This window comes from Candidatus Thioglobus autotrophicus, assembly GCF_001293165.1.
In the GTDB taxonomy this organism is placed as follows: domain Bacteria; phylum Pseudomonadota; class Gammaproteobacteria; order PS1; family Pseudothioglobaceae; genus Thioglobus_A; species Thioglobus_A autotrophicus.
Genome location: NZ_CP010552.1, coordinates 1473854 through 1489809, shown reverse-complemented (window position 1 = coordinate 1489809; position 15956 = coordinate 1473854). Strand labels below are relative to the sequence as shown.

Annotated in this window: 15 protein-coding genes; 7 read left to right on the top strand and 8 right to left on the bottom strand. The window is 40.1% G+C overall.

Annotated features, from left to right (window positions below; translation table 11 throughout):
• Positions 1–59: 59 nt before the first annotated feature.
• Genes SP60_RS08065 through SP60_RS08055 form a run of 3 tightly spaced genes read left to right on the top strand, consistent with a single transcriptional unit; the run spans position 60 to position 2330 of the window.
• Complete coding sequence (locus tag SP60_RS08065) at positions 60–728, top strand: 5-oxoprolinase subunit PxpA (RefSeq protein WP_053952139.1); 669 nt, start codon at positions 60–62, stop codon at positions 726–728.
• Complete coding sequence (pxpB, locus tag SP60_RS08060; protein WP_053952138.1) at positions 721–1404, top strand: 5-oxoprolinase subunit PxpB; 684 nt, start codon at positions 721–723, stop codon at positions 1402–1404. The genes SP60_RS08065 and pxpB overlap by 8 nt, the downstream gene beginning before the upstream one ends.
• Positions 1401–2330, top strand: a complete 930-nt coding sequence (locus SP60_RS08055) for a 5-oxoprolinase subunit C family protein (RefSeq protein ID WP_053952137.1) — start codon at positions 1401–1403, stop codon at positions 2328–2330. Before pxpB ends, SP60_RS08055 begins: the two co-directional genes overlap by 4 nt.
• Here the strand turns inward: SP60_RS08055 and rnt are convergent.
• A complete protein-coding gene (rnt, locus tag SP60_RS08050) occupies positions 2285–2890 on the bottom strand; it encodes a ribonuclease T (RefSeq protein ID WP_053952136.1) in 606 nt (201 codons plus the stop codon). The genes SP60_RS08055 and rnt overlap by 46 nt on opposite strands.
• Positions 2890–3333 carry a GNAT family N-acetyltransferase gene (locus SP60_RS08045; protein WP_053952135.1) on the bottom strand — a complete coding sequence of 148 codons (444 nt, stop codon included), beginning with the start codon at positions 3331–3333 and terminating at the stop codon, positions 2890–2892. Before SP60_RS08045 ends, rnt begins: the two co-directional genes overlap by 1 nt.
• 59 nt (positions 3334–3392) lie before the next feature.
• Between SP60_RS08045 and ilvD the strand changes: the two genes are divergently transcribed.
• Positions 3393–5057, top strand: coding sequence for a dihydroxy-acid dehydratase (gene ilvD, locus SP60_RS08040; protein ID WP_053952257.1), 1665 nt, complete (start codon positions 3393–3395; stop codon positions 5055–5057).
• Positions 5058–5126: 69 nt separating this feature from the next.
• Here ilvD and rnr read toward each other — a convergent pair whose 3' ends face one another.
• Genes rnr through hflK form a run of 5 tightly spaced genes read right to left on the bottom strand, consistent with a single transcriptional unit; the run spans position 5127 to position 11661 of the window.
• Positions 5127–7313 carry a ribonuclease R gene (rnr, locus tag SP60_RS08035; RefSeq protein WP_053952134.1) on the bottom strand — a complete coding sequence of 729 codons (2187 nt, stop codon included), beginning with the start codon at positions 7311–7313 and terminating at the stop codon, positions 5127–5129.
• A 3-nt stretch (positions 7314–7316) separates the two neighbouring features.
• Positions 7317–8636 (bottom strand): adenylosuccinate synthase, encoded by a 1320-nt coding sequence (locus SP60_RS08030; RefSeq protein WP_053952133.1) that lies wholly within the window; start codon positions 8634–8636, stop codon positions 7317–7319.
• 40 nt (positions 8637–8676) lie between these two features.
• Positions 8677–9630 (bottom strand): ATP phosphoribosyltransferase regulatory subunit, encoded by a 954-nt coding sequence (locus tag SP60_RS08025; RefSeq protein ID WP_053952132.1) that lies wholly within the window; start codon positions 9628–9630, stop codon positions 8677–8679.
• A gap of 7 nt (positions 9631–9637) precedes the next feature.
• On the bottom strand, positions 9638–10495 hold the full coding sequence (gene hflC, locus SP60_RS08020) for a protease modulator HflC (RefSeq protein ID WP_053952131.1): 858 nt from the start codon (positions 10493–10495) through the stop codon (positions 9638–9640).
• On the bottom strand, positions 10495–11661 hold the full coding sequence (gene hflK / locus SP60_RS08015) for an FtsH protease activity modulator HflK (RefSeq protein ID WP_053952130.1): 1167 nt from the start codon (positions 11659–11661) through the stop codon (positions 10495–10497). The genes hflC and hflK overlap by 1 nt, the downstream gene beginning before the upstream one ends.
• A 136-nt stretch (positions 11662–11797) precedes the next feature.
• Between hflK and SP60_RS08010 the strand changes: the two genes are divergently transcribed.
• The 3 genes from SP60_RS08010 to rlmB are packed head-to-tail and all read left to right on the top strand — an operon-like array spanning position 11798 to position 15649.
• Positions 11798–14008, top strand: a complete 2211-nt coding sequence (locus SP60_RS08010) for an LPS-assembly protein LptD (protein WP_053952129.1) — start codon at positions 11798–11800, stop codon at positions 14006–14008.
• A 1-nt stretch (position 14009) separates the two neighbouring features.
• Positions 14010–14894 carry a peptidylprolyl isomerase gene (locus tag SP60_RS08005; RefSeq protein WP_053952256.1) on the top strand — a complete coding sequence of 295 codons (885 nt, stop codon included), beginning with the start codon at positions 14010–14012 and terminating at the stop codon, positions 14892–14894.
• Between the two features lie 11 nt (positions 14895–14905).
• Positions 14906–15649: a 23S rRNA (guanosine(2251)-2'-O)-methyltransferase RlmB gene (gene rlmB / locus SP60_RS08000; protein ID WP_053952128.1), complete on the top strand. Its 744-nt coding sequence runs from the start codon at positions 14906–14908 to the stop codon at positions 15647–15649.
• On the opposite strand, the gene SP60_RS07995 is transcribed toward rlmB, so the two are convergent.
• Positions 15641–15955 (bottom strand): rhodanese-like domain-containing protein, encoded by a 315-nt coding sequence (locus tag SP60_RS07995; RefSeq protein WP_053952127.1) that lies wholly within the window; start codon positions 15953–15955, stop codon positions 15641–15643. The two genes, rlmB and SP60_RS07995, sit on opposite strands and share 9 nt — an antisense overlap.
• Between the last annotated feature and the right edge of the window lies 1 nt (position 15956).

Here is a 15956-nt window from a genome sequence, read left to right as displayed (position 1 = left end):
AAAATATGGCTGCTTATTCTCAAGAATAAACAGATTTTATTGCTTTATAATTTACATCTATGTTGATGATTAATTGTGATTTAGGTGAGTGTTTGATCCCCAATCCTGATGCCGAGGTTATGCCACGGATTGATATGGCAAATATTGCTTGTGGTGGGCATGCGGGCGATGCTGAAAGCATGATTAAAACCCTTAAACTTGCGATTAAAAATGACGTCAAAATCGGGGCGCATCCCAGCTATGATGACCAAGCTAATTTTGGACGAATAAGTCAGCAGTTGAGCGGTGATGCGTTGTTTGATTTGGTGTATTCCCAAGTGTCACACTTTCAACAGCTTTGTCATGATCACGGCGCTGTACTCGAATACGTTAAACCGCATGGCGCCCTGTATCATGACATGATGGAAAAACCTTTTGTGCTTGACGTCATTATTAATGCTATTAGCGCGATTGATCAAAATTTAAGTTTGGTGATTCAAGCAGGTCTTAAAAATTTTGGAAAAAATGCAAATGCGACTTTTTTACATGAAATCTATGCTGATCGTGGTTATCAAGGCGTGCATATGATTCCTCGAGGTGAGCAAGGCGCGGTTTTAACCAATCCGAAAGCCATTATTAAGCAATATCAGCAGCTTTTAGAGGAAAAATCCTTCAAAATTGACACCATTTGCTTTCATAGTGACAATGTAGCCTCTGTAGAGGCCTTAAAACAGCTTAAAAATGCATAAAATCATACTCGCAGGGGAAAACTCACTGCTAATCTATTTTGGCGATAAGATCGATCCTGAGCTTCCTAAAAATATCGCAAATTTTGCAAATCAACTAAAAAACGAGTTTTCAGAGTTAATTATCAATCTAACCCCGTCTTATACGTCACTTTTAGTGAGTTATGATCTCAATAAAACCAGCTACCCTATATTTAAATCTCAAGTTAGCACCCTATTAAAACAATGGACGCCAGCCGAGGTTGAGCAGTCGTTTAAAGTGATACATATTCCTGTTTATTATGGATTTGAAGTGGGTTTAGATTTAGAACGACTACTGGCAGAAAAAGCTTTAACACTAGACGAGTTTATTTATATTCATACCTCACAAAGTTATTTGGTTTACGCTATTGGCTTTAGCCCAGTCTTTGCTTTTTTGGGCGAAGTTGATCAACAGATTCAAGCGCCACGCCTCTCCACGCCTAGAATTAAAATTCCAGCAGGCAGTGTGGGAATTGCCGATCGTCAAACTGCTATTTATCCAACAGACTCCTCGGGCGGCTGGAATATTATTGGCAGAACAATGCTTGATTTATCGCTTAAAAATCCTGATAATTTAGATAAATTTAAAACTGGTGATCAGGTTGAGTTTTATCCGATTACGCGCGATGAATATCTTAAATATGGTGGCAAACTATGAGTTTTAAAGTCATCAAGCCTGGTTTTTTAACCACAATACAAGATGCTGGTCGCTTTATGCATGCGATATACGGAATGAGTCAATCTGGGGTGATGGATGAGCACGCCTTTGGCTGGGCTAATCATTTACTCGGGAATGATTATACTGATGCAGTTTTGGAAATTACGTTTGGCGGAGTTGAGCTAGAAGCACTCGATGAGGTGGTTGTTTGCGTATGTGGTGCAGACCTAGATTTTAAGATCAATGCAAAAATAGCACCAACCTGGAAAAGCCTGCAAGTTCAACCCACAGACATACTAAGCTGGAGCTTACCCAAACACGGTGTGCGTAGCTATTTAGCAGTTCAAGGTGGGTTTAAAACTCAAACATTATTTGGCTCTAGATCGGTTAATTTACGCGAACATATTGGCGTGAAAATTACCCAAGATTGCGTACTGGCATGTGCACCATCAAGCGGTCAATTGGAGAGTTTTATGGCGCCTCAATATCGACCTAATTATCATCAAAATGTTGTTTTAAGATTGCTGCCTAGTTATCAATATTCAGAATTTAGTGATGCTCAAAAGACATTATTTTTTGGCCAAACTTACACCGTTAGCAATGCTAATGATCGGTCTGGTTGTCGGCTAAAAGGCGTACCTATTGTGTTTAAAAGAGACAAGATGATTTCCGAGGCAATGAGTTATGGCAGTGTTGAAATTGCCACTGATGGCTTACCAATTATTCTACTCAAAGATGCACCAAGTATTGGTGGCTACACCAAAATTGGCACCGTGTTTTCGCTAGATCTAGCTCAACTTGCACAACAACAACCAACCGCAAAAGTTAGATTTGAGCTAATGAATATTGAACAAGCGCAAAAAGAACGCTTGGCATTTAATCAGTTTTTTGGCGTGCTGGAAAATTCAAAGCCGTTAAAAATCTGACAAAATAATTCAGCGGTTTTGACCGTATCATATAAAGCAGAGTGCGCCTGGGCGTTGTCAAATTCAATGCCCGCCTTAGCAATGGCTTTGGCCAAAACCGTTTCCCCAAAGGCAAGTGCTGACAAGCTCACTGTGTCAATGGTGGAAAATTGATGAAATGGGTTTTTAAGTTTTGATCTGTCACTGGCTGCGTAAAGGAAGTTTAAGTCAAAAAAAGCGTTGTGCCCGACTAGAATTGAGCGCGTACAGTCTTCTTCTTTCATTTCAGTGCGAATGGTTTTAAACATATCGCTTAGGGCAAGTTTTTCATCAATCGCACCACGTAGCGGATTGTCTACATCAATGCCATTAAATTTGAGTGCTGCCGGTTCAAGATTAGCCCCCTTAAATGGCTGCGTATGAAAATGCTGAGGCTTTTTTGGATAAAACTTACCCTGCTCATCGATACCAATAATCACTGCACAAATCTCCAGCATTGCATCGGTTTGATGATTGAATCCCGCAGTCTCAATGTCGATAACAACAGGTAAGTAGCCACGAACACGCTCTTTAATGTGCATTAAACAATTTCCTTAAAAAATATGGATGAATTTCGATCATGATTAAAGTAGCGTTGGCGCTTGACTGGTAAATCGGATATTTTCATTTGAATGAAACCATTTTTAACAAACCAATCGGTACCAAACTTAGTTAATGCAAAAATTTTGCTAAATTTCCTTTGTTTTGCATTGGCTAGTATCTTGCTTAGTAATTCGTTAGAAAGCCCAGTATTTTGCGCATTTTTCGCCACAGCGAGTGAGTAAATCTCACCCATAGAGCCCTCTTGACAATCCTTAAGTCCTGCACAGGCAAGCAGCTGATTATCATCAAATAATAAAATAAAATCATTGATGTTTCTCTCAATCTCTTGCTTGCTTCTAGGAAGGATTTTCCCCTGCTCTACAAAAGGCTTGATTAAAGTCAAAATTTGTTCAGAATTATCCAAAGTACGGTGTAAAAACATTGATAGAAGTGCACTATTTTAATCTAAAATATAATGCTTTATATCAATACAAAGTAATTATGTCTAATCCAAGAAAATACTCCTCGCAAGTGGTGGATGGCTATGAAAGAGCACCTTCACGTGCCATGCTATATCCGGTTGGTTTTGAAAAAGAAGATTTTAATAAGCCTCAAGTTGGTGTCGCCTCTACTTGGTCCATGGTAACGCCTTGTAATATGCATATTAACCAATTGGCAGAGCAAGCGGAAAAAGGCGTCAATTCTGCGGGCGGCAAGGCTGTTATTTTTAATACAATCACTATTTCTGATGGCATTTCCATGGGCTCAGAAGGCATGAAATATTCATTGGTTTCTCGTGAAGTAATTGCTGATTCGATTGAAACGGTAGTGGGTTGTCAAGGTTTTGACGGCGTGGTGGCAATTGGTGGTTGTGATAAAAACATGCCAGGCTGTATTATTGGTTTATCTAGACTTAATCGCCCAGGTATTTTTGTTTATGGTGGTACCATTCAACCTGGTGAAAACCATACGGATGTTGTTAGTGTTTTTGAGGCGGTTGGAAAATACGCCAATAACACCATCGACGCAATTGAATTAGAAAATATTGAAAAAACTGCCATTCCTGGTCCGGGTTCATGTGGTGGTATGTATACTGCTAATACCATGGCATCAGCCATTGAAGCTTTGGGTATGAGTTTGCCAAATTCTTCCGCTCAAGACGCTATTTCGGCGGACAAGAATAACGACTGTGTTCGCGCTGGTGAAGCTGTACTTAACCTGCTTGAAAAAGATATTAAGCCGAATGATATTATGACCATGAAAGCGTTCGAGAATGCTATTACTGTAATTATTACTTTGGGTGGCTCTACCAATGCAGTGTTGCATCTAATTGCTATGGCAGATGCTGCCGGTGTTGATTTAAGTATTGATGACTTTACTCGTATTGGTGCTAACGTTCCGGTTATTGCTGATCTTAAGCCATCGGGTAAGTACCTAATGAGTGAGCTGATTGAAATCGGCGGCACCCTACCACTGATGAAAATGTTACTTGATGCAGGTATGCTACATGGCGATTGTATGACGGTTACCGGCAAAACCATGGCTGAAAATTTAGCAGATGTTAAACCGTATGAAGAATCTCAAGATATTATTAAATCATTAGACAATCCCATTAAAAAAGATTCACATCTTAGGATTCTTAAAGGCAATTTAGCGCTTGAAGGTGCTGTTGCCAAGATTACTGGTAAAGAAGGCCTGAGCTTTAAAGGTGTGGCAAAATGCTACGGCCGCGAAGAAGCCGCGCTTGCAGCCGTACTTAATGATGAAATTAAAGCCGGCGATGTGATTGTGATTCGTTACGAAGGCCCTGCTGGCGGCCCTGGCATGCGTGAAATGCTTGCACCAACCTCAGCGGTTATGGGTAAAGGTCTAGGCGGTCAAGTGGCACTGATTACCGATGGACGCTTTTCGGGCGGTACGCACGGCTTTGTGGTGGGTCATATCACCCCAGAAGCTTTTAAAGGTGGTGTGCTAGCAGTAGTTGAAGATGGTGATGAAATCTTAATCGATGCAGAAAACAACGTATTAGAGCTGCTGGTTGATCAGGTGATTATTGATGAGCGCTTGTCGCATTGGGTGCAGCCTAAGCCAAACTACACCAAGGGTGTTTTGGCTAAGTTTGCCAAGCTGGCTAAGTCAGCTTCTAAAGGGGCTGTGACTAGCTAGAATCTATTATTGATAGTTATTAAAAAAGGAGGCGAAAGCCTCCTTTTTTTATTTCTTTTTTTTATTGTTTTATTCTTCTTCCTCTTCTTCAGGTGCAGGAACGAAGACCATTTGTCTATCATCTAAATTAACCGAGGCAATTTGGATTTTAATGGTATCACCTAGAGTGAATACCTTGCCGGTACGGTCACCTTTTAGCTGATGATGAATATCATCAAAGTTATAGTAGTCATCTTTAAGGTCGCGAATAGAAATCATGCCTTCAACAAATACTTCTGTTAATTCAATAAAGATACCAAAACCAGCAACACCAGAGATAACGCCGTTGAATGTTTCGCCAACTTTATCACGCATGTATTCACATTTAAGCCACTGCTCAACATCGCGAGAAGCTTCATCAGCACGACGTTCAGTTACCGATAAATTGGCACCTAGCTCGATCATTTTTTTAGACGGTTTTTTCTCTTTATTGCCCAAAACTTTATTAACCAATTTACCCATAAATGATGGATCTTTCTTGTTTAACACACGATTAATAGCGCGATGAACAAGAAGATCTGGGTATCTTCTAATTGGTGAGGTGAAGTGCGTGTAGTCTTCGAATGCTAAGCCGAAGTGGCCTTCATTGGCTGGTGTATAAACCGCTTGCTTCATGGTGCGAAGCACAACGGTTTTAATGATATTTTCATCATCTCTGCCTTTAGCATCTTCTAATACTTTAGCAAAGTGTTTAGAATCTGGCTGATCGCCACCTTCAAGTGTTAAGCCTACTGCAGTTAAGAATTGACGCGTTACCTCGACTTTTTCAGCCGTTGGTTTCGGGTGAATTCGGTATAGGAAGTCTTCCTTGTTTTCGCCTAAAAATTTAGCCGTGGCTTGGTTGGCCATTAGCATGCATTCTTCAATTAACTTGTGTGCATCATTTCTTGAGCGGGCAATGATATTATCAATCTTGCCGTTATCATTAAACAAAATTTGCGATTCAATACGATCAAAATCCATGACACCACGTTTAGTTCTCGCAGCTTTTAGCACTTTGTATAAGTCATACAAATCATTCAGATTTTCCAAAACAGGTTCAAATTCTGCTTTAAGTGCTTGATTGTCATGCTCAAGGATATCGCTAACCTTGGTGTAAGTTAAGCGCGCATGCGAGAACATTACCGCTGGGTAGAATTTATAATCAAGTAAGCTACCATTTGTATCGATGTTCATCTCACAAGTCATACACAAGCGTTCTACGCCAGGATTGATTGAACAAAGGCCATTGGATAAAGCCTCAGGCAGCATTGGCACCACACGGCGCGGGAAATAAACAGAATTGCCACGTTCAATGGCATCTGCATCAAGTGCTGTACCTTCTGCAACATAGTGAGAAACATCAGCAATCGCAACGACTAATTTCCAGCCATTGTTAGTAGCCTCGGCAAATACTGCATCATCAAAATCTTTAGAGTCTTCGCCATCAATCGTGACCAGCTTCATGTCAGTAATATCAACACGACCTTGTTTGTCTTGCTTGGTTACTTCACCAGGAATTTTGGCCGTTTGTGCTAAGGCCTCTTCTGAGAAATCAACCGGAATACCATTGCGATATAATGCTGCGTCTGTCTCAACACCTTCATCCATATACGAGCCAAGAATTTGAATAATTCTGCCTTCTGCTAAAGATTTAAAAGTCGGTGATTTAGTGATCTCAACAATAACAATTTGCTCATTGGTGTTGTCGTCATTAATTTTAGGAATATTGATATCGTTGCGAATGCGCTTATCATCTACTACTGCGTGGGCATTACCCTCTTCATCGATATGTAGACGTGCAACAACAGTTTTAACACTTTCCAATACTTCAACAATCTTGGCGTCGCCGCGTTTGCTAATTAAGCGTGCCTTGACTTTATCGCCATGAAAAACCAACTGCATTTGACGTGAGTTAAGACGTAAATCGCGCCCACCCTCTTCTAGCTTAAGAAATCCAAAGCCTTTAGGGTTGGCAACGACTGTACCAATTTTAATCCCTGCATTTGGATCAAAAATAACGAAGTCACCGTCTTTGTTGTAATCTAGCTGTTCATCGCGAACCATAGCTTTAAGACGGTGAGTTAAAGGTTTCTTTTGTTGACCGTCAACTTCTAGTAAGTCAAATAGGTCGTATTTTGAAAGTGGCTTCTTTTTGAAAAAAGAGAGAATGTGCTCTCTTGATGGAATGGGATTGTCGTACTTTTTTGCTTCTCTTTTTTGATGCGGATCACTCATAAATTACTCTTTAAATGGATTATTAAGGATCAGCGTTTCATTACGATCTGGCCCAGTTGATAAAATATCGATTGGCAAGCCTGAAAGTTCTTCAATTTTACGAATGTAGTTTTGCGCTTCAATTGGTAAAGAGTCAAATGAATCGGTGCCAATGGTTGAGGTTTTCCAGCCCGGCATCTCAATATAAGTTGGCTTTGCATCTGCATAGCCTTGAGCATCATATGGCGGTGTGGTTATTTTCTGGCCATTTAAATCATAGCCAATACAAATTTTAATACTTTCCAATGAATCTAGAACGTCTAGTTTTGTCAGGCAAATTCCTGTCACAGCATTAAGTTTTAATGAACGATTAAGTGTGACCATATCTAACCAGCCACAACGACGCTGACGTCCAGTTGTTGCACCAAATTCATGGCCAACTGTACCTAGCACCTTGCCAATGGCGTCGCCCTTGTCAATGGCAACGTCGTAGACCAGCTCAGTTGGGAATGGGCCACCACCTACACGTGTTGTATAAGCCTTTACAATGCCGCAGACATAATCGATGTCTGTCACACCAACGCCCGATCCTGTCACTGCACCACCTGAAGTGGTGTTAGAGGAAGTCACAAACGGGTAAGTACCTTGATCAATATCTAATAACGCACCCTGAGCGCCTTCAAATAAGATATTTTCATTATTAGCGATATGTTGATGAATTTGTTCAGTTACGTCAGTAATCATTGGAATAACTGTCTTAGCTTGCTCTAGCGCTTGTGCTAGTACCGTGTCAAAATCGAGTGCTGGTGCGTTGTAATATTGAGTCAAAGCAAAATTATGATACTCCACCACATCTTTTAACTTGTCTGAAAATGCTTTAAGATCGAGTAAATCACCAACTCTCAAGCCACGACGAGCCACTTTATCTTCATAAGCAGGGCCAATGCCGTTACCCGTAGTGCCAATCGCCGCTTTACCTCGTTTTGCTTCACGAGCATTATCAAGCGCTACATGGTACGGCATAATAAGGGGGCAACCTGGTGCGATTTTGAGACGTGATCTTGCATCAACACCTGCTTCGTCTAATTCGCCAAGCTCTTTAATAAGCGCAGACATAGATAAGACCACACCGTGGCCAATTAAACATTCAACATGATCGCGTAAAATGCCAGAAGGGATTAAATGCAGCACTGTTTTTTGGCCATCAATCACCAAAGTGTGTCCTGCATTGTGCCCACCTTGAAAGCGGACAACGCTAGAAACCTTATCAGTGATTAAATCGACAATTTTACCTTTACCTTCATCACCCCATTGAGTGCCGATGATTACTACATTTTTTGACATACTAATTCCTAACTAATTAATTTATTTTTTTTAATAAAGCTTAACTTGATTGAGATAAAAATTTCAAATCAAACGAAAATCCTGTGGCTGCTCGTGACTGCCCAAATGACTCGCCAATACCATTATAGCGCCCGCCTTGAGCTAAGGCTTTAGAGTAGTTTTGATTATAGGCTGAAAAGACAATACCCGTATGATACTCATAGGTTTGCAACTCAGCCAAATCATAGCTTACTTGTATATTTTTACCCTTAAGTGCCTGATCAATAGCTTGTAAGTCTTGAATGGCTTTTAACGCATCAGGAAAGTCTGCAAAAAGTGCTATCGCCTGATCAAGTACGACGCGCTCACCTTCTAGTTTAATCAAGGCCTCGAACAAGGCTGTATTAACAAGCGAGTGTTGCTGGGTAAAAGTAACCAGATCTGGGGATGAACGATGTGCAAAGATATGACGCAGTTCAGTTGTTTGATCTGAGTCTAGGTTTTCTTGTGCGATCAATGCATCAAAAATTGCCACGTTTCCAAGGCTAATAACAACAGACTCAATTGATAAAATCTTTAAACTATCTAGCATAAGCTCAATGACTTCAACATCTGCTGAAATATCATTAGAACCATACAACTCCGCACCCGCCTGAATCGGGGATCGTGAATCGTAGAAGTCATCAGCACGAGTTTGCAAAATTGAATTAATATAGCAATATTTTTCAATATTATTACTCGCACGTCGAGCGTCAATACGCGCAATTTGCGGCGTAATATCTGCATGTACACCGAGCATTTTGCCACTAACAGGATCTAAAAATTTAAAGGTTTTTTCGTTAACCGAATCACTGGTTAACAAGAGTGAATCCACATGTTCCACCATTGGCGGGATGACTAAGCCAAAGCCTTTATCAGTGTAAAGGTCTATTAGTTGACGTCGAAGCATTTCAAAATTAAGCGCCTGATTGCCGCTTAATTCGTCAATACCTTCGGGTAGCTGCCAAGTCTTCATATGGTGTTTATTTAACCTCAGGGTTAAAGTGACGGAAGAATTCAGTATTTGGATTTAATACCATAATGTCATTTTGACCAGAAAATGATTTCTTATAAGATTCTAGTGAGCGATAGAATGAGTAAAAATCTACATTTTCATTGTAGGCTTGTGCATAGTTTCCTGCTGAAATTGCATCACCCTCACCTCGTATCATCTCTGAATCACGGTAGGCATTTGCTAAGATAATAGTTCTTTCTTTGTCCGCTGCTGCGCGAATAATTTCCGCTTCTTCAGCACCCTTAGATCTAAATTCTTTCGCAACACGTTGACGCTCTGCTTGCATTCGACGATAGACCGAGTTTGATACCTCTTGCGATAGATCGATACGCTTAATACGTACATCAACAATCTCAATGCCAAATTCACTGATATCTTTTTTAGCAAGTTTAACAATATTGGACATAATTTCACCACGCTCACCAGAAACTACATCAGCAATCGTACGCTTTGAGAATTCACTCTTAAGACCTGTTTTGATAATCTGCGCAAGACGATTATCGGTACGCGCTAAATTACCGCCTGTTGACTTGTAAAATTGCTCTGCATCGTTAATTCGCCATTTAACATACGAATCTACAATCACATTTTTCTTTTCACCAGTTAAAAAACGCTCAGATGGTGCATCGAGTGTTTGTACTCGGTCGTCAAATTTCACCACATTGTTAACAAATGGCATTTTTAATTTAAGTCCAGGCTCTTTTTCAACACTGACAATTTCACCTAAACGTAGTTTGATAGCGGTTTGAGTTTCGTTAACCGTATAAAGCGCCGAACTTAGTACAAAAAATACCGCTGCAATGATAATTAATCCTAGCTTTTTCATTATCTTACTCCTCTGTTACGGAAAATATTTCTAGCATCATTGGCTGCCTCGGCTTGCTCTTGAGTAGTTTGAGGGGTGGTTTGAGTGCTAGTTTGCTTAGTGCTAATTAATTTATCAATCGGTAAGTACATCATTGAGTTGGCTTTTGAATCAACCACAACTTTGCTAGTCGCTGCTAGCACGCCTTCCATAGTTTCACGATAAAGACGCTCTTTGGTAACAGCTGGCGCTTTCTCGTATTCTGCTAGAATTTGCTTAAATCGAGATGCTTCACCTTCAGACTTAGAGGTTACTTCAGACTTATAAGCTTTAGATTCTTCCAAGAGACGAGCAGCAAGACCACGAGATTTTGGCAAAATATCATTCGCATAGGTTTGCGCTTCATTGATTAAACGCTGCTTGTCTTCACGCGCTTTTACTGCATCAGAAAAAGCTGCTTGAACCTGCTCAGGGGGTTGAGCGTCTTGCATGTTAACCGTGGTAATTTGCAAGCCTGTCTTGTATAAATCTAGCAATTCTTGAGATCTTTCTTTAATGTCATCAGCGATACTTACTCGACCTTCAGTCAAGATGTAATCCATCGTGTTTTGGCCAACCACCTGACGAATGGCACTTTCAGACACTTGACGTAGTGTTGTATCTGGACTAGCAACATTAAATAAGTAAGCCTGCACATCATTGATTTTGTATTGAACCGCAAACTTAGCGTCAATCATGTTTTCATCTTTAGTCAACATAAGTGATTCAGAAGAAACGTTGCCACCGAAATTACGACCGCCTTTAACGACATTACGATAGCCGATTTCAGAAGTTCTGATTTGTTCTACATTAACCCTGCTTAAAGTTTCAATAGGGAATGGTAAGTGCCAGTGAGGACCTTGAGAGGTTTCCTCTTGGAAGGCGCCAAAACGTAAAACAACACCTTTCTCAGCAGGATCAATAATATAGATGCCTGATAACATCCAAACCAGTGCAGCAATAATGACGATAAATTTCACACTGCCTTGCGGGGGTGTTGGTGTTGCTGATGAGTTAGTTGATTTGTTCGAACCAAATAATCCATTAAATTTATTTTTAAATTCTTTAATTACTTCATCTAACTCTGGTGGTGTTTGGTTGTTGCCACCCCAAGGGTTTTGATTATTGTTGTTATCATTCCAAGCCATTTAAATGCTTCCATTATTGTTAAAAACCTGAGTTATTTTACCCAAATAAAGTCATGTCTATGTAACTAATATATGCAGGCTATTTGCTATTTAGTTGGTGTTAAAATAAATGAATTTTTAAAAATATAGAACCATCATGAAAAAGTCACTTGCTTTTTGTTCATTCGCCCTATTCTCCGGCTTGGTCAGCGCACAAGGTTATGCGTTAAACTGTGCGGATGGCCGCCTACTTTTTCCAAAACAGACCTTATCAAACGACGAAAACCTAGATGCGATTGCCGATCGTAGTGAAATTACCAAGGGCGATACCTATCTATTAACAGGCAATGTATCGCTTAATTCAAGCGCCTACTACTTAAGTGCCGATGAAATTCAGATTAAAAAATCTAGCAAAACTTCAACTGCTAAAGGTCAGGTTAAGTTTCAAGATGATGAGTTGATGTTTGTGGGTGACAAGGCTGTTGTTAAAAAACAAGATGACACTATTTATACAACACTTAATCAAGTTCAATTTCACTATCCAGACGCCAAGATAAATGGTCAGGCGCAACAAGTGAAAAATGATGGCACGCAACAGGTTTTTGATGAAGTTAGCTATTCTTTGTGTCCGCTGGGCAACACGGATTGGCAAATGAAAGCTGATCAAATCACACTGAATTCAAAAACCAATCGCGGTGTTGCAAGTGATGTTGTGGTTGAGTTTTTAGGTGTCCCGGTGTTTTATTCGCCACATCATGAGTGGGTTTTAGAAGGTCGAGGCTCGGGCTTTTTAGCGCCAGCCTTTGGTAGCTATGATGAGTCTACTGCGAATGAAGATAACAACTATCAAGTTAGAATCCCTTATTACTTTAATATCGCCCCAGATCGTGATTTTTTATTAACTTTAAATCAGCTTTCCAGTCGTGGTAGCGTTGTTGAGGGTAAATATCGCCAATTAATTGCTGGCAATGATTATATGGATAAAGGTCGTTTAGAGCTTGAGGGTCAGTATCTTAATGAAGACGATATTACCAACAATGCACGTTGGTTGTTAAATTCAAGTATTGATTTATCGATTAATGAAAAAACCGAGCTTAGCTTAACTGCCAATCGTGTTTCTGATACTAAATATTTTGAAGAAATTGCACATAACAATACTAGTGCTACCGCCTTATATTCCCATGTTGACCTGGTTTATGCAGATAAAGATCAAAATTTAAACATCGCTTTATTTGCTGAAAATGAGCAATTGGTTAATAGTGGTACGGCTGCTTACACACGCGCACCAGAGATTTCAATCTCTAAAACATTTACAGGTATGGATAATCGCCAGATAGATTTATCTTTAGTGAGTGCTAAGTTTCAACATCAAACATCAACTGATACAGGGCTTCGTACTCATGCACAAGCAAACCTCTCTCGCCCAATCACAACCAATGCCTACTCTTTAACGCCAAAACTCAGTCTTTCTAGTACAGATTATGCACTGGATAATGCTACGGATGAGAATAGATCTATCTATAGTTTTGGCCTAGATTCAAAACTTTTCTTAGAGAGAGAAACTAGTTTGTTTGGTACAGATCTTGTTCAAACCCTAACCCCAAGACTGGCCTATAACCACACCCCTAAAAAAGATCAAAGTGCCCTGCCAAGCTTTGACTCTGCCGATAAAAATGACTCTTACGAGGGTTTATTTTCAGGGCAGAAATTTACCGGTATTGATAGAATCAGCAATGCCAACAACTTCACTTTAGGTCTTGAGTCTGATTTTATAGATGAGGAAACAGGCGATACTTATTTAAGTTTAAAAGCAGCACAAACACGCCACCTTGATGACACGGATATGGATAGCTCGGGTGTATTGGTAAGTCGAAGAAAATACTCAGATATCGCTTTATCAGCTGATATGAGTTTAAGTGATTTTAGCTTTAACAACGCCCTGCAGTACGACCCAGAAACCAACAAAATCGACAAACGCGATAGTTCGGCAAGCTATATTCTTAACCCAAGAAAATTCCTAACTTTAGCACACCATTATGACAGAGCTAACAGCGATCCTAAATCAATTGAGTTGTATGGTGCCTATCCATTAACCCAGAAAGTGCATGTTTTTGCAGGTATTAATAGATCGCAAAACCAAGCAACCAGCGCCTGGACCACGAGTAAAGAAACTACCGGTATTGCTTACGAGTCTTGTTGCTGGGCATTGCGTCTAGCGCATTTTAAAAAGCACATGGGTGGCACTGGTTACGACTATGTCACTAACTTTGAGCTAGTGCTTAAAGGGCTTGCCTCTACTTCACCAAGCTTGTATAAACGCCTTGAAGATGAAGTGCCAAATTACCTAGCCAATCTGGATGATTTTTAATATGAATAAACTTCCCTTATTAGCGCTGATTATTTCACTCAGCGTTAGTGCCGCACCTAATAGTATTATCGCCATTGTGAACGATCATTTAATCACTCAAGATGCGCTCAGTGGCCAAGATCTGGTCAAAAACAAATTAGACGCCGTTAATCAGCAAATTGATATTCTTTTGCAAATGGATAAAGTGGCACAATTAGGAGTTAAGCCTAAGCAAACTGCCATTAATAACATGCTGAAACAGGTTGCCAAGCAAAATGCTTTAACCCTTGAACAACTGCAAAAAAGACCAGAATTTGGGGATATTATGGATAGTATTCAACAAAAACTATCTTTGAATGGCTTAAAAGAATTGATTAGCAGCAAGGCTAAATTCTCTATTAGCCAAGCGGAAATTGACCAAGCTTTGGCCAACAACCCGCCCGGTAGTGATCAGCTAGAAGTGCAGATACGCATTGCTCAAATTGCTATTAGCTCGATCGATCAAACTGACTCATTATTGCAATCTCAGGATGACTTGATCCAAGCCTTGTTAATAGATTTATCTACTCAGATTCAGCAAGGAAAATCTTTTACTGCATTGGCAAAACTACATTCTCAAGACCCTTCTTACAAGGATGGTGGTGAATCAGGCTGGCTGGTGCAAGAGCGTCTACCTAAAGATTTCATTCAAGTAGTAAAATCTCTCGAGCTTCAGGAGCTGTCAAAACCTTTTAAAGTAGGAGGCGGTTGGAGATTGGTCAAAGTTATTGACAAACGTCAAATTGATAGACATTTAAAGACTGTTAAAGCCGCTTTAATGCGCCAAAAGAAAGGTTTATATTTTCGCAACTGGACTAAAAAACTTAGAAAAGATGCTTATATTGAAATTTTTGATCACAAACTTTAAGCTATTTACTTATGTCTAAAACAATTGTTATTTTTGGTTTTCACGCTATTCAGGCACAACTTGATTCGACGCCAGAAGGCTTTGTTAAAGTATTAACTCTGGATAATCGCAACGATAAGCGTGTAAATCAAATCACCTCTCAACTCCATCAGCTCGGTATTCAAACGCATAAATCAACCAAGCAACAGCTTGATAAGCTTAGTAAAAATCAAACCCATCAAGGGGTGGTGGCTGAAATTTTACTACCCACTCTACCCAATCAAGATGAATTAATTGGCTTTGTCTCTCGATTAGAGACGCCGCCTTTGATTTTAATCCTAGACTCTATTCAAGACCCAAGAAATCTTGGTGCTTGTCTGCGTAGTGCAAATGCTGCTGGCGTGGATTGTGTGGTGATTAATAAAGACGGCTCTGCGCCAATTAACGCACTCGTCCATAAAACCTCTGCGGGCGCATTGAATCAACTCAAAATTTTCCAAGTAACCAACCTAGCTAGAACCATTAAGGCACTGCAGCAAGAAAATATTTGGGTGGTGGGTCTTGACGGCTCTACCGATACTTCGATCTATCAGATTGACCTAACCACACCAACAGCTTTAATTATGGGCACTGAAGGCAAAGGCTTAAGACAACTCACTAAACAATCCTGTGACCAATTAGCCCTTATTCCAATGCAAGGTAATGTTGAGAGTTTGAATGTCTCCGTGGCAACGGGTATTAGCTTATTTGAGGCATCTAGACAGCGCTTAGTATAAGGCCATCGAGCTATCTATGGTTTTAGCCCAGGCGTCAATACCACCTTTTAGATTAATAACGCGCTCAAAGCCAATCGATTCAAAATAGCGTGCTACTTGCATAGAGCGAATACCGTGGTGACAAATAATCACTATTTCTGCTGCTTTATCAAGGCTATCGATATTGTCCATAATTTGCCCCATTGGCAACAGCCTTGCTGTATCAAAATGACATTTATCCCACTCCCACTGCTCTCTAACATCGAGTAACAAAGGCTTATTAAGCTCTAAATATTCTTCTAAGGCTTTAGGCGTTAAATCTTGCATA